Consider the following 19633-nt stretch of genomic DNA (forward strand, 5'->3'; position numbering starts at 1 on the left):
GACTTACTCGTCTCTTTTGACTTACTCGTCTAGGAAAGTCTTAAGTGGTTCTGAGCGAGAAGGGTGGCGAAGCTTGCGTAATGCTTTTGCTTCAATCTGACGAATACGTTCACGTGTAACATCAAACTGCTTACCAACCTCTTCCAACGTGTGGTCGGTATTCATATCGATACCAAAACGCATACGTAGAACTTTCGCTTCACGAGCAGTAAGACCAGCAAGAACGTCACGAGTGGCGTTTTGTAGGCCTTCAGACGTTGTTGTATCAACTGGCGAAGAAATCGTAGTATCTTCAATAAAATCACCTAAGTGCGAATCTTCGTCGTCACCAATTGGTGTCTCCATTGAGATTGGCTCTTTAGCGATTTTAAGAACTTTACGAATCTTATCTTCTGGCATCACCATACGTTCTGCAAGTTCTTCAGGAGATGGCTCACGACCCATTTCTTGAAGCATTTGACGAGAGATACGGTTTAGCTTGTTGATAGTTTCGATCATGTGTACTGGAATACGAATCGTACGAGCTTGGTCCGCAATTGAACGCGTAATCGCCTGACGAATCCACCATGTTGCATACGTCGAGAACTTATAACCACGACGATATTCAAACTTATCAACCGCCTTCATCAGACCAATATTACCTTCTTGGATAAGGTCAAGGAATTGAAGGCCACGGTTGGTGTACTTCTTAGCAATCGAGATTACTAGACGTAAGTTCGCTTCAACCATCTCTTTCTTCGCACGGCGAGCTTTTGCTTCACCGATTGACATACGACGGTTGATGTCTTTGATAGCTTCAATACTTAAACGAGTCTCTTCTTCGATCTCTTTTAACTTTTGAATGCTGCGACGTACTTCTACGTCAACGTCATTTAAGCGACGTGCAACTGGGTCATCACCTTTCTGTAAAAGTTCTAACCAAGATGTTTTTGTTTCGTTACCAGGGAAGATCTTAATAAAGTCTTTCTTAGGTAGTTTTGCGTAACCACAAACGTGCTTCATTACAAGACGTTCTTGAACACGAACACGGTCCATCATGTCACGCATGTTTTTAACTAGGCGGTCGAACTGTTTAGGGATTAGTTTAAACAGACGGAAGTGTTCGCCTAGTGCTTTAATCTTTTCTTGAGTATCAGGGTGTGCACGACCTAATTCGTTGATAGAAACGGTTGACTCGTCGTACAAACGACGTAACTCGTCAAAATGCTCGCGCGCTTCTTCCGGATCTGGACCTGTATCAACCTCGTCCTCATCTTCGTCATCGTCATTATCGCCGTCTTCGTCGGCAAGTTGTTCTTCGTTTAGTTCTGAACCGACGTGCGTCGCGGCAGGAGCAACGTCTTCTTCATTTGGATCAAGGAAACCATTGATGATGTCACTAAGGCGGATTTCTTCCGCTTCGTATTGGTCCCACTGGTCTAGAAGGTAGCTGATTGCTTGTGGGTATTCAGCAACTGAAGACTGTACCGTGTAAATACCTTCTTCAATACGTTTGGCAATTTCAATTTCGCCTTCACGTGTCAATAGCTCAACAGTACCCATTTCTCGCATATACATACGGACAGGGTCAGTTGTACGACCGATTTCCTTTTCAACGGTTGCTAGAGCTTGAGCAGCGGCCTCAACCACTTCGTCATCGCTAGTTTGCTCTTGCATAAGCAATTCATCGGCATCAGGTGGTGTTTCACAAACCTTAATACCCATGTCATTGATCATCTGGATGATATCTTCGACCTGATCGGCATCGATCATATCCTGTGGAAGGTGATCATTGACTTCGGCAAAGGTTAAGTAACCTTGCTCACGACCTTTAATTATAAGAAGTTTTAATTGAGACTGAGGAGTTTGCTCCATACAGATTATCTTCCACCTACTAGTTGAACATCAAATACTTGGAATTGAGATCCCCATGTTTGAAACGTGTGTGCCAAGTCATGGAAAAATCGAACTGCATATTATAACACCAGATGAGCTAAATGGCTATGAAATAGTTAATCAGCAATAAAATAAACTGGCCGCAATGTGCAGCACAATAGCATCGCTCATCTGTCTCTTAAGTGTAGTTGGTATTTGGCGAATATTGACAAATTTACTGGCTTTTTAAAGCACTAATTAGGGCGACGTATTCGGCTTTTTCTTGTGCATTCAAAACGGACGTTTTGTCCTTAATTAACAAGGCTTCGAGCCGTTTTTCAAGATAGCTGTCTTGTAATGACTGAAAAGTCTGTTGGAATTCGGCCAATAAGTTGTCTTCTTTGATTTGATGATCCCAAGCTATCAATTGTGCTAAGTATGGGTACTCGCGTGTTTCTCTGAAGCGTTCTAGTAATACTGGAGAAGAGATCTCTGGTTGTTCCAAAATGGTTTTTTGTAAACGGATAAATAAACCAAAACCAGGTAGTTCGGCATTGGCTAATGCTGGAATGTACTCGATTTGGCTGGCCAGAGTTGGGTGCTGTAACATTAAACCAATGGCACGGCGCATCGGCGTAATCTGGAAGTCGGTTTGTTGCTTTTTGACTTCTGCTACTGGCGAGCGCGATTCGATATTGAGTTGCTCGACCTGTTTACCTATTAAACGTGCTAGTTTGGCGGTTAATGCTTCTTTGTAGTAGTCGCTAGGTACAAGAGCAATTAAAGGCTTGGCTTGAGCTAATAAGGCTGATTTACCGGCGTCGCTCGTCAAGTCTAGCTGACTAACAAAGTGTTCGAAGAAATATTCAATGAGTGGCGTTGCATCTAACAATCGTGTCTCAAATGCTTCTTTTCCTTCCTTTTGCACCATCGTATCAGGGTCTTCACCATCAGGTAAAAAACTAAAACGCAAATCAACGCCGTCTTTTAATTGAGGTAAGGCGTTTTCTAGTGCACGCCAAGCAGCATCACGACCGGCTCGGTCACCATCGTAACAACAAATGACTTTGCGAGTGGAGCGAAACAGCATTTGCATATGTTCTTGAGTCGTCGCAGTACCAAGCGCAGCGACCGCATAACTGATGCCTTGTTGGGCTAACGAAACGACGTCCATATAACCTTCAACGACAATAACTTGCTCTAAGTTTTTGTTGGCTTGTTTGGCTTGATAAAAACCATATAGTTCACGGCCTTTATGGAAAACCCGAGTCTCAGGTGAGTTAAGGTATTTTGGTGTCCCATCGTCCATTACTCGACCACCAAACCCAACGACCCGACCTCGTTTATCCCTGATTGGGAACATAATTCGGTTTCTAAAGAAGTCGTAAGTGCGACCTTTATCATTACTAGTAAGGACTTTTAAATCCAGTAATTGAGTCGTTGTTTCTTTGTGGTTTTGACCAATGGTTTTGAGGGCAGCATCCCAAGAGTCAGGCGCAAAACCAATACTATAACGCTGTGCAATATCACCAGATAAGCCACGTGACTTGAGGTAGTCAATGGCTTCTTTGCTACCGTTGGCGTGTTTGAGTTGATGCTGAAAAAACTTAGTAGTGGTTTCTAACAGTTCGTAATCAGAAAGTTTTTGTTCACGGGTAACTGATTGATACTTTTCGGTTCGACCATTTGTTTGCTCACGAGGCACATCCATCGAATGCAAACGAGCCAACTCTTCAATTGCTTCAACAAATTCGAGTTGTTCGTATTCCATCAAAAATGAAATGCTGTTGCCGTGGGCACCACAACCAAAACAATGGTAAAACTGTTTGTCAGGTGAGACAGAAAAAGAAGGGGACTTCTCGTTGTGAAACGGACAGCAAGCTTGGTAGTTTTTACCTGCTTTTTTCAAAGGAACCCTTTGGTCTATTAATTCTACGATATCCGTGCGTGCGACAACATCGTCGATAAAACCTTTAGGAATGCGTCCGGCCAAAACAGTCTCACAATGATCAATAAAAGGGATAAGAATTATTACAGAATTCTGTTTTTAATAAAACAAAAGACTCAGTAAAAACAGAACAGAATTACAGGCATAAAAAAACCACAAACAAAGTTTGTGGTTCTCTATTAGCGCTAATGAAGAGTTACTTGTTTAAGGCGGCTCTTACTTGTCCACTGACTTTTCCCATGTCAGCTCGGCCAGTGAGTTTAGGTTTTAGTTCAGCCATCACTTTGCCCATATCCTGCATTCCGGCAGCGCCAGATGATTCAATAGCATTCGCGATAAGTGCGGCAACGTCTTCATCACTCAAAGGTTGAGGTAAGAAGTCTTCTAATATCTTTATTTCACTCGCTTCTTTAGCGGCTAATTCTGGACGGTCAGCTTGTTCAAATTGTGATTGGGAATCACGACGCTGTTTAACCATTTTGGTTAAAACTGCGATGATCTGCTCATCGTCCAGTTGTATCTTTTCGTCAATCTCTCGTTGCTTAATTGCGGCCATAACCATGCGAATTGTACCAAGGCGTTCTTTCTCCTTGTTACGCATTGCATCTTTTTGGGCATCCTTAAGCTGTGTAATAAGGCTCATTAACTTTCCTTAGATCGAGAGACCAAACCAATATTAGTAAAGTTTGATGCGACGAGCGTTTTCGCGAGACACCTTTTTAAGGTGACGCTTAACTGCAGCAGCTTTCTTACGCTTACGTGCCCAAGTTGGCTTTTCGAAGTGCTCACGACGACGTACTTCAGAAAGGATACCTGCTTTTTCACATGAACGCTTAAAACGACGAAGTGCTACGTCAAACGGTTCGTTCTCTTTTACTTTAATTACTGGCATTTAAAAATTCACCTCAGTATTTGGATATAATGGTTAAGCTTTAACCAAGACTAATAAAAATGGTGCGGTATTCTAGAGCCAAAATACCCTCGATGTAAAGTCTTTATTTAAAATCTAACCGATTATTTACCAATCGGTGCGCAAAGGATTTACTGGTGGATTTGTTCGAGGTTGGTTAGAATGCGCGCTTTGCGCAATAGTTCATTCATTCAAGCGATAGAGGTTAATCAAATGTTGGTATTGGCAATCGAATCTTCATGCGATGAAACCGGTGTGGCCCTATACGACACCGAAGCCGGTCTATTAGGCCATGAGGTTTTTAGTCAGATCAAAATTCATGCGGATTACGGTGGCGTTGTACCAGAATTAGCATCTAGAGACCATGTTAGAAAAACCATTCCTCTTATTCGAGAGTTGATGGCTAAGTACAATGTTGAATCAACAGATATCTCAGCCATTGCTTATACTGCCGGGCCTGGTTTAGTCGGTGCGTTAATGGTTGGTGCGTGTATTGCCAAATCGTTAGCATTTGCGTGGGGAATAAAGGCGATTGAGGTTCACCACATGGAAGGTCACCTTTTAGCGCCAATGCTTGAAGAAGAGCAGCCAGAGTTTCCATTTGTTGCTTTATTAGTATCCGGTGGTCACACCCAGCTTGTCGAAGTACAAGGTATTGGTGAGTATCAAATTTTGGGTGAATCGATTGATGATGCGGCAGGCGAAGCATTTGATAAAACGGCCAAGCTACTTGGTTTAGATTATCCTGGTGGTCCAATGTTGGCGAAACTCGCAACAAAAGGCGAACCAGGCAAGTTTGTTTTTCCACGCCCTATGACCGACAGACCGGGTTTGGACTTTAGCTTTAGTGGACTTAAAACAGCTGCAGCTAATGCGATCAGAAAAGAGGGCATTCATTTGGCCGGTGGTCAATCTAGTCAAGAAAACGCACCTGAAAATGCAGAACAAATCAAAGCTGATATCGCCCACGCATTTCAACAAGCCGTGGTCGACACAATTGTTATCAAATGTCGTCGAGCGATAACTCAAACAAACATTAAAACGTTAGTGATCGCAGGCGGTGTGAGTGCCAACACAGAATTGAGAGAAAAGCTCGAAGTCTTGATGAAAAAACAAGGCGGGCAAGTATTTTATCCACGCCCAGAGTTTTGTACTGATAATGGTGCAATGATAGCCGTAGCCGGTGCACAACGTATTCATCAGGGGACGACGGAACTAAAAGTGAAAGCCAAACCAAGATGGTCCATCGAAGAATTGCCAGCCCTTTAATCTGATAGGCTTTATACGCAAAGCAATAAGCACATCAAAAAGCCCAAGTTTTAAAGACGTTGTTTAGATTTGGGCTCTTCACCCTGCACCAAGCGCACAATGTTTGGAATATGACGCAACACAATTAACACGGCCAACATGGTAACGGGTACTACATATTTTGGGGCAATAAAGTAGGTCGCTAGTGGCGAGATACCGACAGCAACAATTGCTGCAAGTGAGGAATAACCAGTCAGCTTTAAGGTGACTAACCAAGCAATAAGTAAAACGGCACCGAGCGAAATACCCACTGGTAGCAAACAGCCAAAAGCAGTCGCGACTGCTTTTCCGCCTTTAAATCGAAAATAGATTGGAAACATATGCCCAAAGCAGCACGCAATGGCAATCATACCAATTTGACTGGGTTCGTGCCCTAAGTAATAACTGCCCCAGGTGGGGATAATACCTTTGATGACATCGAGCGCTAAGACACTAATTGCCGTTTGCTTTCCAGCAATACGATACATATTTGTGGCTCCAGGGTTGTGAGAGCCTTGAGTTCGAGGGTCGGGTAAGTGTTTGGTTTTGCTGACCAAAATGGCAAAGTTGATTGAGCCGATTAAGTAAGCGGCTAATATTGTCAACAAAAAGTCAAACGACATCAGTTCCTCAACAGATGAATATAAGCTAGAATTCGCGCTCGATTTATTTTCGAACAATTTGCATGGTATCTGACAGTGACACTGGTTTCAAACATCATGGCAGTACAAATTTAAAAAAACTCAGGATTTGACATGACCCAAGACATCGTATTTATAGAAGCGCTTAAAGTAGACACTGTAATTGGGGTCTATGAATGGGAAAAAAGCATTCAACAAACCTTACAGTTTGATGTTGAAATGCGCACTGACATTCGCGCAGCGGCTGCCATAGATGATCTTTCAAAAACGGTCGATTATTCTGTTGTGTCTGAAGACATTGTCGCGCTAGCCAAAGAAAATCAAGCCGAATTAATCGAAACCGTAGCAGAGAAAGTTGCGGAGAGAATTCTGACCACTTATGCCGTATCTAGTGTCAAAATCAGTTTGAGAAAGCTAGGTGCTGTTGCTAGCACTAAAAGTGTGGGCGTTATTATTGAACGGGACAAACAAGAATTCGTTTAGAGCTATGCTGCGACGTCGGCTCTAATCTCATTATTTAAATTAAAAACACAAACTTATTTAAATCAAAAACACAAACTCGTTTTACAAGGACAGCTGTACCCATGGGACTTATTGAAATTATCGTTTTGGCTTTACTTCAAGGACTGACAGAGTTCTTACCAATTTCAAGCTCGGCACACTTAATCTTACCCTCACAGATGTTCGGCTGGGCGGACCAAGGCCTTGCTTTTGATGTAGCGGTTCACGCTGGAAGCCTGTTAGCCGTGGTTCTTTATTTTAGACACGAGGTCATGCAAATGACGGTGAGTTGGTTCAAGTCACTTGGTGGGAAAAAGGATAAAGATAGCCATTTGGCGTGGTTAATCATCTTGGGCGTTATTCCAGCTGCTGTGATTGGCTTTGTATTGGATGACTTTATCGAAGCGAACTTGCGTAGTGCGAGTGTTATAGCAGCGACGACGATTGGCTTTGGCTTATTGTTATGGTGGGCTGACCGCAACGCAAAAGAGACGATTAACGAATACCAAATCACCTTTAAAAAAGTCATTATTATTGGTTTGGCGCAGGTGTTGGCATTGATTCCAGGCACTTCACGCAGTGGTATTACTATCACAGCAGGCTTAATGGTAGGACTGACCGCAAAAGCGGCGGCTCGTTTTTCATTTTTATTGTCGATTCCTCTTATCTTGGGGATCAGTGTTTATCAAGCCATCAAACTATCCCAACAAACGGTCCCAGTTGATTGGACGGCTATTGGGCTGGGCACCGCACTGTCGTTTGTTAGTGCTTATGCCTGTATTCACTTTTTCTTGATCTTGGTCGAGCGCGTTGGCATGTTGCCATTTGTTATTTATCGACTCGCACTAGGCGCAATTCTGATTGCTTTCTTTATTTAGACTTGAGTAACCAAATGTAACCGCGTGTTATCAAGTGTCAAATTTGGTTACTTGCTATTGTTTTTACAACAAAAAATTTTAAAGTGGCGTCACTGATTAGAAACCAGTGACTCTATTTTTAAATTAATTAGCAAGGAACTGTTATGAAAAAGTCTACTTTAATTGTCACACTTTTAGCCGCGCTTTACGGCACAACTACCTCAACTCAAGCGCAAGCAAACGACATTAACTGGAACTACCTGTCAGCAGGCTACAAGTCAATGTCTATTGATGACGATGAAAGTTTTGATACTGACCTATCTGGTTTTGAGTTTGAAGGCTCTCTAACATTAACCAACAATGTGTTCGTAATGGCTGAACTAGAGTCATTAAGTGATGAAATTACGTTTATGAATACGGACATTGACGTTGATATGACCCAAACGCGACTTGGCTTAGGTTATGCTCATGCATTTTCGGCACAGTCGAGTGTGTTTGGCGCAGTCGGTTACGCAAACATAGATACGGAAGCTAAAGCAGGCTCGTTTAAGGAAGGTGAGGATTTTGGCGGGTACTTTATTCGCGGTGGCCTTCGCTCAAAACTGACAAATGAGGTCGAACTATTTGGTTATGCGACTTATTCTAACTACGACATTGATGAAGAGATCAATGACGGTGATGACGATGAAACCACCATCACAGTCGGAGGTCGTTATTATGTTCAGCCAAATCTAACACTCAATGCCTCATATCAAATTGTTGATGATGGCGGCGCATTTGTATTAGGCGCTAGCTACCAATTTTAATTATTAGTTTTAAAAGTCGCGATTTGGTCTTGAACAGCCTGAATCCTATTTTTAGTCAGCTGGGCTCGGATCTCCGGGCCCTTTATTCCTTGCGCAACGATATCTTTAGTATTTTCTTTAGCAGCCGCAAGATAAAGGGATTTTAGGTATTCGGCTTGAGGGTACTCGGCGTTTTCAAAGCTAGTTCGACCTCTCATATCCGCCAAACAGCATGTTAAAAAGTCAAAAAAGCGCTCTTCTTTGCGCCACGCATCCAACTTATCAAACAACTTAACGACGGTATCTGCTCTTAACTCAAACGCTCGGTGAACGTGTGTATGGTATTCACTGTCCAAAAGCGCCAAGTCTCTACAATCGTTAGGTACTCTCAACCTTTTACATAATGATTTGATAGGTTTTAATCCTAGCTTTTCATGGCCGTGATGATGCGGATAATTGTCGGCAGGTGTCAGCCCTTTACCCAAGTCATGACATAAGCTAGCAAATCGAACGGTTAATTTATCGGATAACTGCTGCGCTTGTTTTAAGACCATCATAGTGTGAATGCCACTGTCGATTTCTGGGTGCCATTTAGCTGGATTAGGCACGCCCCAAAGGCAATCAATTTCTGGCATGATGACCTTGAGTGCGCCGCACTCACGCAGTACTTCGAAATATATTTGAGGGTCTTGCTCCATTAACGCAGATTGAGTCTCTTGCCATACACGCTCGGCAATGAGTGCATCAAGTTCCCCGTTTGTTACAATTTGAGTCATCAACTCAAGTGTTTCAGGAGCGATACTAAAGCCTAAGTGGTGATAGCGAGCTGCAAATCTTGCGACGCGCAAAACCCTTAACGGATCCTCTACAAACGCATCTGATACGTGCCTAAGGACTTTGTTTTTTAGGTCTTCTTGACCACCAAATGGGTCGACAATATTGCCTTCGCTATCTTCAGCCATGGCATTAATGGTCAAATCGCGACGAATCAAATCCTGTTCAACCGTAATACTTGGGTTAAAGTCACATGTGAAACCGGTATAACCACTACCTTGTTTTTTTTCTGTTCGAGCTAAGGCATATTCTTGCTGCGTTTTGGGATGCAAAAATACTGGAAAGGACTTACCTACTTGCTGATAGCCAGCCTCAAGCATTTGCTCTATCGTCGCGCCGGTGACAAGATAGTCTTTGTCTTTTACTGGGTAGCCGAGCAAATTGTCTCGGACAGCACCACCCACCAAATAAATTTGCATAGATTGTTGTTCCTGTTGTTTCACCTTCAACTTTATGTCGGTATATTAACGCTAATCATGTGAACAAACGAACAAAAAAGAAATGTCGAATGTACTTAGAGTATTTTCAGCTCAAAGCTGAACCGTTTAATATAGCACCAAACCCAAACCTGATGTACCCAAGCCAACGACATCAAGAGGCAATAGCGTACTTGCGTTATGGGCTGCGTGGTAACGGCGGTTTTGTGATGCTAACCGGTGAAGTGGGCACTGGAAAAACCATGGTGAGCCGTGCTGTTTTGTCAGACTTGCCTGATGAAATGCACGTTGCCTATGTGCTCAATCCGACATTGAACCGCATTCAATTATTACAAACCGTTTGTGATGCATTTAAGTTAGAAGTGGAAAATGATCAGGACCACAAAAAATTATCCGATGCGTTGCAAACTTTTTTGATTGAAAGTCATCAAAAGAATGAAAGTTGCCTTTTAGTGGTCGATGAAGCTCAGTTGCTAGATGCAGAAGCGCTTGAACAGCTGAGGTTGTTCACAAATATTGAAACCAATGATAAAAAGTTGTTACAGATTATATTGATTGGGCAACCAGAGCTTCAAGAAAAGTTAGCGACTAGGGAGCTGAGACAATTAGCTCAACGCATCACGGCTCGTTATCACCTGTTACCATTGAGTGAAGTTGAAACCGCTGAATATATTAACCATCGAATAAGGGCCGTTGGCGCGCCAAGACCGCTATTTGATAAGAAAGCAATTAAAGCCATTTATAAATATGCATCGGGTACACCGCGTTTGATTAATTTATTGTCAGATAGGGCATTAATGGGCGCGTTTTCAACAGGTGAGTTAGTGGTAAACAAATCAATTGTCAAAATGGCAGCAAAAGAAGTGATTGGTGCAAATAGTACAAATTCGAGTGCTTCATTGTTTTGGAACTGGTTACCTTTTGTCGGTAAAAAAAGTTAAATGTGCTCATTAATGGCTAAGGTTTATAAGTGACGTTTTTATATAAAGCCTTGTTAAAAGAACAAGCAACAGAACAAGCCAAATCAGAGTCTAATCCAGGCTCTAATTGGCAAACAGATAAACCACAATGGCAGTCTGAAAAGACATCAAGCGGGCACGATTCTTCTTGGGCCCAGGACGCTCAGGCGAACCCAAATGCGTGGGCAGCTCAAGCAACAAACCCCATGCAATGGTACGGGCAATCTAAAGAGGCTAATTCAAGTCATGGCTGGCATTGGAGTGCTTGGTTAATTGTGGGTCTATTACTATTGATAGTGGGAGCTTTGTCTGGGTATTTGTTAGGAGTACAACCTTGGCAGAAACAACCTTTCAATAACTCGCACAATCTAGTAGGTGTAAGTTCCCCAAAAGGCGGTAATCAAGGGATTGGAGGTACACAGGACAAGACAAATGACGTTAGTTCAAGTGGCTCTACTGTAGTAAATGAAGCAAATACGATTTCTCTATCAGCTCAGTTTGAACAAGCCGAAGCCGCTGCTCTTGGAAACACTGAGATGGCAGATTCTGTTGAATCCGAAGATTCGGAACCTATGTTTGCGGCTCAAAATGGTAAAGTTTTGCCCGAGCAAGCGACTCCTTCACAGGTACCAACTGGTCTACCTCAGTCGCAAAGCTTGGCGTCAGAAAAGAATACGCTAGCAGTTGCCGATTCTGTGCAAGAAAAGCCGATAACTATTGATGATTACGCACCGACAAATGTCGGAATTGATGATGTACCAGATGAGCTGAAAGTTGCCTTCGAGCAGGCGGTAGCAGAGCTTGAAGCAGAGCAAGGTCAAGATATAGAGCCTTCGGATAATAGCTTTGTAGTTGAAACAGACTCCACTTTAACCGACATCAATTCATTGACAGAACAGGAACAAGCAGGCATACCTCAGCTGTTTTATCAAATGCACATTTATGCATCAGAGCCGGCTTCTCGCTGGATCAAAATCAATGACAAAACACTTTATGAAGGTGAATACCTCAACAAAAATTTAAAGCTTGTTGAAATTCGTCAAGACATCGTGGTTTGGGAAACTAGATACCGTCGATTTAGCCAAGTCGCACTGCAAGACTACCTGTAGGTTACAGGTAGTTTTCTGCATAAATGCCTCGTTTGTTGCCGTAATATACCCCTTCAATTTCATCATTGAGCTGAGTGCCTAAGTCTATTACTTTGGGTTTGATATGATGACTCATATTCGCGTTATAAATGATTTTTACATTTGGTCTAAGGTGATTACCGGTATTGTCCAAAACAAGTCCAACCTTGCCGCTTTTTAATAATACCAATGTCCCTGGAGGATACACGCCAATGTTGTGAATAAAGCGTTGTAGCATGTCATTGTCGAACTCGTTGTCGAGTTTCATTAATTGACGGTAGGCTTGTAATACACCTAATGGTTTACCACCGCTACTAACTCTGGTTAAGGTATCAAACTCATTAACAATACAAAAAATTCGAATCGCATCATTGAGGTCCGTTAGCTTGGCACCATTAGGGTAGCCACTGCCATCGAGGCGCTCGTGGTGCATTTGAATAACCTCAAGCGTTTCCTTGGTTAAACTACCAACGGTTGATGCGATTTCTACGCCTTTGTTGACGTGTTCGGTAACCAAAAAGTCGTTTTCTGCACGTTGCGCTTCAGTAATATCTTTGCCATTTGGGTTTTGAATACTAGCATCCATGTTCAACTTACCAATGTCATGCAGTAAAGCGCCCATTACCCAGCTTTGTGCGTCTTCTGGTGGCCACTTCATTTTGCGTAACATAGCTGCAAAGTAGGCAGCGCAGCGCAGGGCATGGCCGACTTGATGATCGGGGTAGTAGGTGGTACGGACAATAGCCAGAGCGGGTGCCATGTTTCGGTATATAGATGCAATGAACTCCATCGCAGCAAAGTGTAAGGCATTGACATCGAATAAGTTGTTAGAGCGGATATGGTTGAAACTAGTGGTTAATGCTTGAGTCAACTTTTCAGTCGACTCTTTGGCACTTTCAATTTCTACATCAAACTTGGTTCGGCCAAAAGTGTCTTTAAAACTGAAGTTATCTTCTTCAACTTGTTGGTTATCTTCACCAAGGTCCACTGTGACGGCGACAATGCCTTTAGCGACCATTTCATTGATCATTTGTTGGCTTTTAACCCAGCCCGAACTGGCCACCTTGACGTGGCCAAGCTGTGATGAAATATCAACAACATACTGACCAGGTTTTAACTTGGTAATTGGAATTCGTTGTAGCCCTTCGCCCATCTTTCCTTTGAACCTTTAATTGTCGATTAACAACTCAGCCATAATCTTATTTATGTCTATGCCAAACTCTTCTGGTTTAACACTGTTTTCAATTTCATCCTCTATGCCTGGTGCTCCCAAGTCAATCGTTTTTGAAGGGATGTAAGCTTTTGAATTAATACTATAAAAAACCTGAATGACCGGGCATAAAGGGTTTACAAAGTTAGACTTAGTAACAATACCAAGCTTATTGCTTTTAGTTTTAATGAGAGTACCAACGGGGTGTATGCCCATGCAGTTTATAAACTCGGCGACTAAATTAGAATCAAATGCCGAGCCACTTTCTTTTCGCAAAATCTTAAATGCCATAATTGGGGTTCTGGCATTTTGATAAACACGCGAGGCTGTTATTGCATCGTACGTGTCACAAATGCTGATCATTCTTGCGTACATACTTAATTCATCGGCATTTTTGTTGTTTGGATAACCCGAACCATCAAGTCGTTCGTGATGATCACCAACCACTTCAAGAATAATAGGAGACAGTCCCTCAGACTGTTTAATAATGTCATAGCCTAAGGTTACGTGTTGACGCATAATTGCCATTTCGTCATCCGTTAAACGACCTGGTTTGTGCAATACCTCATCAGGAATATTGATTTTACCTAAGTCATGTAACAAAGCGCCGGTGGCTAGTTGGTGGATAATGTCTTGTTCGATTTGTAAGTGTTTTGCAAAAATCGTCATAATGATGGAAACGTTAATTGAGTGCTCCATCAAGTAATCGTCTTTTTGACGCATTCGCGTCATACAGGCAAGTGCATCTTGGTTGCGGAAAATAGAATCGATAAAGCCATCCGCCACATCTTTCATGCCTTGAGTGTCAATAGGCTTACCAGCTTGCATGTTTTTTAATGCTTGACGCTGTAAACTCTTGGCTTGGTTGTAGAGTTTTTTCGCTTTGCCGATTTCTTGGCTAAAACTCGCAGAGCCCTGATTGGTTTTTACAGTGGAAGGCGCTGGCGCCTGGTCTTCAGTGGGTTTTTCATGTTCACTTTTAGTCAGATCAACCATCACCTTTGATACGCCTTTTTGCGCGAGGTTTTTGATGGCCGCTTCAGAACGCACAAATCCACCGGATTTAACTGAAAAACTTCCTTTCTGAGCAGTAACATCAGCAACAAACATCCCTGGCTGTAATTCGCTTACTGAAAATTCTTTTAACATGAGCTTGATAATATAGATTTCGTATATTGTAAAGTTAGCAGAAACGAAGAAGTAAACCTATTAAAAATATTGTCTAAATAGCCCCTTTTGGGTGCCTAACAATTGTCCTTCAAGGCCAAAGCACCTATAATGCACAGCCAAATTTTTCAACACAGGTAAATCTAAGTCGTGTCTAAACCGATCCAAGCAATTCGTGGAATGAATGATATTCTGCCAAATGAAACTGCTCAATGGCAGCAAGTCGAGTCTGTATTACGCCAAACTGTTGCCAGTTATGGCTATTCGGAAATCCGCTTTCCAATTGTCGAATTCACTGATTTGTTTAAACGTTCGGTTGGTGAAGTAACTGACATCGTTGAAAAAGAAATGTATACCTTTGAAGATCGCAATGGCGACTCATTAAGCCTACGCCCAGAAGGGACGGCGGTTTGTGTTCGCGCTGCAAACCAAGGTGCATTATTGTATAACCAACAGCAACGCCTTTGGTACACAGGTCCAATGTTCCGTCACGAACGCCCTCAAAAAGGTCGCTATCGTCAATTCCACCAATTTGGTGTTGAGTCATATGGCTTTGCGGGTCCTGATATGGACGCTGAAGTGATTATGCTTTCTGCTCGTCTGTGGCAGGCATTTGGTATTACCGAACATCTTCGTCTGGAAATTAATTCATTAGGCACAAATGAAGCCCGAGCCTACTACACTGCAGCCTTGGTTGAATTCTTAAAGCAACACGAAGCTGAATTAGACGAAGACTCAAAACGTCGTCTTGGAACGAACCCTCTTCGCATCCTAGATAGCAAAAACCCAGATGTTCAAAAGTTACTAGAAAACGCACCACGTCTATCTGAGCATTTAGATGAAGAGTCAGCGGAAATGTTCGAAGAGCTTAAAGCGCGCTTAGATGCAGCTGGCATTAAATATGTTGTTAACGAACGATTGGTACGCGGTTTAGATTACTACAATCGAACTGTTTTTGAGTGGGTAACAGAGAGCTTAGGCGCTCAAGGTACGGTACTTGCTGGTGGTCGTTATGACGGTTTAGTAGAGCAACTTGGCGGTAAATCTACGCCAGCAGTTGGTTTTGCAATGGGTATCGAGCGTTTGGTTTTATTATTGCAAACTTTAGAGATTTTAAAGGAACCAACGTCTGATGCGGATGTCTACGTTGTAGCATCAGGCAAGGCAGCAGAATTAAAAGCAGTTGAAATTGCCGAGCAATTACGACATTCTGCGCCTTCGATTAGAGTTGTAAATCACTGTGGTGGTGGTAACTTCAAGAAGCAAATGAAGCGTGCTGACAAGCTAGGTGCACAAGTAGCACTTATCCTTGGTGAAGATGAAGTTAATAATCAACAAGTCACAGTGAAGAATTTGAAAGTCCATGGTGAACAACAGACCGTGGCTTGGGCTGATGTAGCAGGTGCTGTATCTAGCCTTGTTCAATAGTCTTAAAATTAAATAAGAATTTGAGTTGAGACGGAGTGCTCAACGTCGTAACAAATAATGAGGTTGTAATGGAAATTTACTCAACAGAAGAACAACAAGAAGAAGCAATCAAGAAATTTCTAAAAGAAAACGGTGTTCAGATTGTCGTTGGTGCCGTTTTAGGTCTAGCGGGCTTTAGTGGTTGGAACTATTACGTTGATAGCCAACTTGAAGCACAAGAACAAGCCTCAATCGAATATGACAAGTTTGTTGAAGTAGCTTCAGCTGAAACAGCTAAAGTCGACACTGTAAACGCAGAATTAAAATCATTTGTAGATGCACACGGTGAAACGGGTTATGCAATTTTTGCTAACCTAATCGCAGCTAAAACGGCGGTAGAAGCAGGCGATTTAGCAACGGCTGAATCACGCCTTAAAGCGGCAGAAACTGCAACGACTGAGCCGAGCTTAAAGGCATTAGTTGGTACTCGTTTAGCGCGTGTTCAAACTGGTTTAGGTAATTATGATGCTGCTCTTAGCACGTTAGATGCAATTAAAGCAGAAGGTTTTGAAGCAAACGTGTCTGAGCTGAAAGGCGATGTATATGTGGCTCAAGGTCATACTGATAAAGCACGCCAAGCGTATCAAGCCGCTGCTGATAAAGGTGGCCTAGAGGGTAACAACGTATTGAAGATGAAGCTTCAAGACTTGGCTCAACCTGTCGTGGTTGCACAAACCGAAACATCAGCAAGCTAAGGTCTCCAGTATGAGCATGAGTGGGTTAAGCAAACAAGCCAAGAAGTTTGCAAAATTGGCGCTAGTATCGACGTTGTCGGTAGCTGTGCTAGCTGGCTGTGAATCAAATGAAGAAAATGAAGCGACCCGAATTGCCGAACTTGAACCAATTAACATCAAACGTCACGTTGATGTGGAATGGCGCGAGCAAACGGGCAGTGGTGTTGACAATTACTTCTCTAATCTTTCGCCAGTTGTTGTAGGCGATGTTATTTTTGCGGCCGGTCGTGACGGACAAGTCGTCGCGTTAGACAAGTTAACAGGCGATGAGATTTGGGCGTCAGATACACGTCAAAACCCACCATCTTTATGGGATACCTTAACCTTTGAAACAGTTGAGAGCGATAAGTTAAGTGGCGGTATCACGGCCGCTTATAACAACCTCTATATTGGTTCAGAAAATGGCTTTGTCATCGCTTTATCTCAAGAAACGGGTGAAGTGTTATGGCGTCAAAAGGTTCGCGGTGAAGTCGTAGCGGCGCCAGGATATGGCGAAGGTTGGATTGCGGTGACCACCACATCAGGTGTCGTAACAATGTTACACCCTGATACGGGCGAGCAGCGCTGGGAACTAGAAACCGACGTTCCTGCTTTAACATTACGTGGCACGTCAGCACCGACTGTTGCCAATGGTGGTGTTTTGATTGGCACAGCAACCGGTAAAGTCAGTGTTGTTATTGCAGATAAAGGCTTACCTGCATGGGAAGCACAAATCGCGGTAGTGGATGGTGCAACTGAATTAGACAGACTGGTTGATGCAGATTCTCAACCGATTATTTCGGGCCCAGACGTTTACGCAATTGCTTACAACGGAAACCTAGCGGCAATTGACTTTAGAAACGGCCGTATTAAATGGAAACGTGAATATTCGTCATACCGTAACCTCTCATTGGAGTCGGGCACTTTATACCTGACGAACGACAAAGGTTACGTATCAGCCGTTGATTCTGCTGCTGGTAGTGAAAAGTGGACTAATACTGACTTCTATAACCGCCGTTTGACTCAGCCTGTTGTTTATAAAGATACGATTGTAGTGGGTGACTTTGAAGGTTACTTCCACTTTTTAGATAAAAATACTGGTGAAGTGGTTTCGCGTTATAAGCTCGATGATATTGATTATTCGGCTTATCACTGGTTTGTGAGCTGGTTTACCAGTGAAGATCGCAGAGCTTATACGGCACCTGTCGTAGACGGTGACTTACTCTATGTTCAGACAAGAGATGGCGAATTAAGCGCTTTACGTCTACCGTAATAAATAGTCCTAATTAAATAGGCTTTGTCTCCGTTTTGGTGGCAGAGCCTTTTGTTTTTATATATACCTGGTTTGTTGGTCAACAAATGGTCCGATAAATCAATAATTTGAGGTGAATTCATGCTTCCTGTTGTGGCCCTTGTTGGTCGTCCAAATGTTGGTAAGTCAACGTTATTTAATCGCTTAACCAAAACGCGTGATGCGTTAGTGGCTGACTTTCCTGGTTTGACCCGTGACCGTCGTTATGGTCAAGCAAGTTACGAAGACAACAACTTTATTGTGGTAGATACAGGAGGTATTGATGGCACTGAGGAAGGAATCGAAATTGAAATGGCCGAACAGTCGCTTTTAGCGATTGAAGAAGCCGATGTTGTTTTGTTCTTAGTTGATGCAAGAGCAGGTTTGACTGTCGCTGATGAAGCAATTGCTGAGCATTTACGTAAAAAAGACAAACCAACATTCCTCGTTGCGAACAAAGTAGATGGTATAGATGGTGACTCGTTCAGTGCTGAGTTTTATTCGTTAGCATTAGGCGAAGTTCATCAAATTGCAGCAGCTCATGGCCGCGGTGTTGCTGCACTGTTGGACCGTTCTTTAATTCCTGTTGTTGAGCGTTTAACTGAAGAATTCGAAGCAGAAATGTCAGAGTTGGAACAAGCTGAGCAATTTGTTGAATCTTTAAATGCTGACGAGTCTGACGATGAAGCCTCGGTCGCTCACGTTAAAGCACTGCCTGATGTTGAGTCGGCGGAAGAAGGTGACGAAGAGGAAGCCATTCCTTTTAAAGATGTACCCATTAAGTTTGCATTAATTGGTCGTCCAAATGTTGGAAAGTCAACACTTACTAACCGTATGTTAGGTGAGGAACGCGTCGTTGTTTATGATATGCCAGGAACAACTCGTGACTCTGTTTATATTCCGATGTCTCGTAATGACCAAGATTACATTATTATCGATACTGCGGGTGTGAGACGTCGTGGCCGTATCAAACAAGCCATTGAAAAGTTCTCTGTGGTTAAGACACTACAAGCAATTGAAGATGCCAACGTTGTTTTATTGTTACTCGATGCGCGTGAAGGTATTTCAGACCAAGACTTAAGCCTGTTAGGTTTTGCACTAAACGCAGGGCGATCAATTGTTATTGCGGTTAATAAGTGGGATGGTTTGGACCAGGGGGTGAAAGACGATGTTAAACGCGAACTAGACCGTCGTTTGGGCTTTATCGACTTTGCACGTGTTCACTTTATTTCAGCATTACACGGCACTGGTGTCGGTCATTTATACGAGTCTATCGTTGAAGCATACAACTCTGCCACTAAGCGTATTTCAACGTCTATGGTTACACGTATCATGAAAATGGCACAAGACGATCACCAACCACCAATGGTTCGAGGCCGTCGTATTAAACTGAAATACGCACACGCAGGTGGTTACAATCCACCACGTATCGTCATTCACGGTAACCAAGTCGAAGACTTACCAGATTCATACAAGCGTTATCTGATGAATTACTATCGCAAAGCGTTGGATGTAATGGGCACACCAATCAAAATTGAATTTAGAGAAGGTGAAAACCCATTTGAAGAGAAAAAACACAAATCTCTGACACTTTCACAGCAGCGTCGTGCGGGTGGTTTTATAAAACGTCACCGCAACCGATAGT

At 42.8% G+C, this 19633-nt stretch carries 18 protein-coding genes; 10 read left to right on the top strand and 8 right to left on the bottom strand.

Features of this window, described 5'->3' with window-relative positions; all coding sequences use genetic code 11:
- Positions 1-21: 21 nt before the first annotated feature.
- From rpoD to rpsU, 4 genes are all read right to left on the bottom strand, one after another.
- A complete protein-coding gene (rpoD, locus tag AC4E96_RS01395; RefSeq protein WP_488033543.1) occupies positions 22-1854 on the bottom strand; it encodes an RNA polymerase sigma factor RpoD in 1833 nt (610 codons plus the stop codon).
- Between the two features lie 235 nt (positions 1855-2089).
- Positions 2090-3847, bottom strand: coding sequence for a DNA primase (gene dnaG / locus AC4E96_RS01400; protein WP_488033544.1), 1758 nt, complete (start codon positions 3845-3847; stop codon positions 2090-2092).
- A gap of 151 nt (positions 3848-3998) precedes the next feature.
- Positions 3999-4445 (bottom strand): GatB/YqeY domain-containing protein, encoded by a 447-nt coding sequence (locus AC4E96_RS01405; RefSeq protein WP_488033545.1) that lies wholly within the window; start codon positions 4443-4445, stop codon positions 3999-4001.
- A gap of 33 nt (positions 4446-4478) precedes the next feature.
- Positions 4479-4694, bottom strand: coding sequence for a 30S ribosomal protein S21 (gene rpsU / locus AC4E96_RS01410; protein WP_105053374.1), 216 nt, complete (start codon positions 4692-4694; stop codon positions 4479-4481).
- A gap of 231 nt (positions 4695-4925) precedes the next feature.
- Here rpsU and tsaD point away from each other — a divergent pair, with 231 nt between their 5' ends.
- Positions 4926-5981, top strand: coding sequence for a tRNA (adenosine(37)-N6)-threonylcarbamoyltransferase complex transferase subunit TsaD (gene tsaD, locus AC4E96_RS01415; RefSeq protein WP_490254738.1), 1056 nt, complete (start codon positions 4926-4928; stop codon positions 5979-5981).
- Between the two features lie 50 nt (positions 5982-6031).
- Here tsaD and plsY read toward each other — a convergent pair whose 3' ends face one another.
- Positions 6032-6622 (bottom strand): glycerol-3-phosphate 1-O-acyltransferase PlsY, encoded by a 591-nt coding sequence (gene plsY, locus AC4E96_RS01420; protein WP_488033546.1) that lies wholly within the window; start codon positions 6620-6622, stop codon positions 6032-6034.
- Positions 6623-6754: 132 nt separating this feature from the next.
- Here plsY and folB point away from each other — a divergent pair, with 132 nt between their 5' ends.
- The 3 genes from folB (at position 6755) to AC4E96_RS01435 (ending at position 8804) form a co-directional block, all read left to right on the top strand.
- Complete coding sequence (folB, locus tag AC4E96_RS01425) at positions 6755-7123, top strand: dihydroneopterin aldolase (RefSeq protein ID WP_488033547.1); 369 nt, start codon at positions 6755-6757, stop codon at positions 7121-7123.
- A 101-nt stretch (positions 7124-7224) separates the two neighbouring features.
- Positions 7225-8019: an undecaprenyl-diphosphate phosphatase gene (locus tag AC4E96_RS01430; protein WP_488033548.1), complete on the top strand. Its 795-nt coding sequence runs from the start codon at positions 7225-7227 to the stop codon at positions 8017-8019.
- A gap of 143 nt (positions 8020-8162) precedes the next feature.
- Entirely contained in the window at positions 8163-8804 is a 642-nt protein-coding gene (locus tag AC4E96_RS01435; protein ID WP_488033549.1) for a porin family protein, read from the top strand.
- On the opposite strand, the gene AC4E96_RS01440 is transcribed toward AC4E96_RS01435, so the two are convergent.
- The gene (locus AC4E96_RS01440; RefSeq protein ID WP_490254680.1) at positions 8801-10036 is read right to left on the bottom strand and encodes a multifunctional CCA addition/repair protein; all 1236 of its coding nucleotides are present in this window, start codon (positions 10034-10036) and stop codon (positions 8801-8803) included. The two genes, AC4E96_RS01435 and AC4E96_RS01440, sit on opposite strands and share 4 nt — an antisense overlap.
- A gap of 89 nt (positions 10037-10125) precedes the next feature.
- On the opposite strand from AC4E96_RS01440, the gene AC4E96_RS01445 reads away from it, so the two are divergent.
- Together AC4E96_RS01445 and AC4E96_RS01450 are read left to right on the top strand one after the other, a co-directional pair.
- Positions 10126-10995 (top strand): ExeA family protein, encoded by an 870-nt coding sequence (locus AC4E96_RS01445; protein WP_488033551.1) that lies wholly within the window; start codon positions 10126-10128, stop codon positions 10993-10995.
- A 29-nt stretch (positions 10996-11024) separates the two neighbouring features.
- Complete coding sequence (locus tag AC4E96_RS01450; RefSeq protein WP_490254681.1) at positions 11025-12122, top strand: general secretion pathway protein GspB; 1098 nt, start codon at positions 11025-11027, stop codon at positions 12120-12122.
- A 1-nt stretch (position 12123) separates the two neighbouring features.
- Here AC4E96_RS01450 and AC4E96_RS01455 read toward each other — a convergent pair whose 3' ends face one another.
- Both AC4E96_RS01455 and AC4E96_RS01460 read right to left on the bottom strand, forming a co-directional pair.
- Positions 12124-13293, bottom strand: a complete 1170-nt coding sequence (locus tag AC4E96_RS01455; protein WP_490254682.1) for a cyclic di-GMP phosphodiesterase — start codon at positions 13291-13293, stop codon at positions 12124-12126.
- Positions 13294-13308: 15 nt separating this feature from the next.
- Positions 13309-14499: a cyclic di-GMP phosphodiesterase gene (locus AC4E96_RS01460; protein WP_490254683.1), complete on the bottom strand. Its 1191-nt coding sequence runs from the start codon at positions 14497-14499 to the stop codon at positions 13309-13311.
- Between the two features lie 168 nt (positions 14500-14667).
- Between AC4E96_RS01460 and hisS the strand changes: the two genes are divergently transcribed.
- From hisS to der, 4 genes are all read left to right on the top strand, one after another.
- Positions 14668-15945 carry a histidine--tRNA ligase gene (gene hisS, locus AC4E96_RS01465; protein ID WP_490254684.1) on the top strand — a complete coding sequence of 426 codons (1278 nt, stop codon included), beginning with the start codon at positions 14668-14670 and terminating at the stop codon, positions 15943-15945.
- Between the two features lie 68 nt (positions 15946-16013).
- Entirely contained in the window at positions 16014-16679 is a 666-nt protein-coding gene (locus AC4E96_RS01470; protein ID WP_490254685.1) for a YfgM family protein, read from the top strand.
- A 10-nt stretch (positions 16680-16689) separates the two neighbouring features.
- Entirely contained in the window at positions 16690-17970 is a 1281-nt protein-coding gene (bamB, locus tag AC4E96_RS01475; RefSeq protein ID WP_490254686.1) for an outer membrane protein assembly factor BamB, read from the top strand.
- Between the two features lie 120 nt (positions 17971-18090).
- Positions 18091-19632, top strand: coding sequence for a ribosome biogenesis GTPase Der (der, locus tag AC4E96_RS01480; RefSeq protein WP_488033558.1), 1542 nt, complete (start codon positions 18091-18093; stop codon positions 19630-19632).
- Position 19633: the final 1 nt, after the last annotated feature.

Source organism: Psychrosphaera sp. (genome assembly GCF_982872775.1).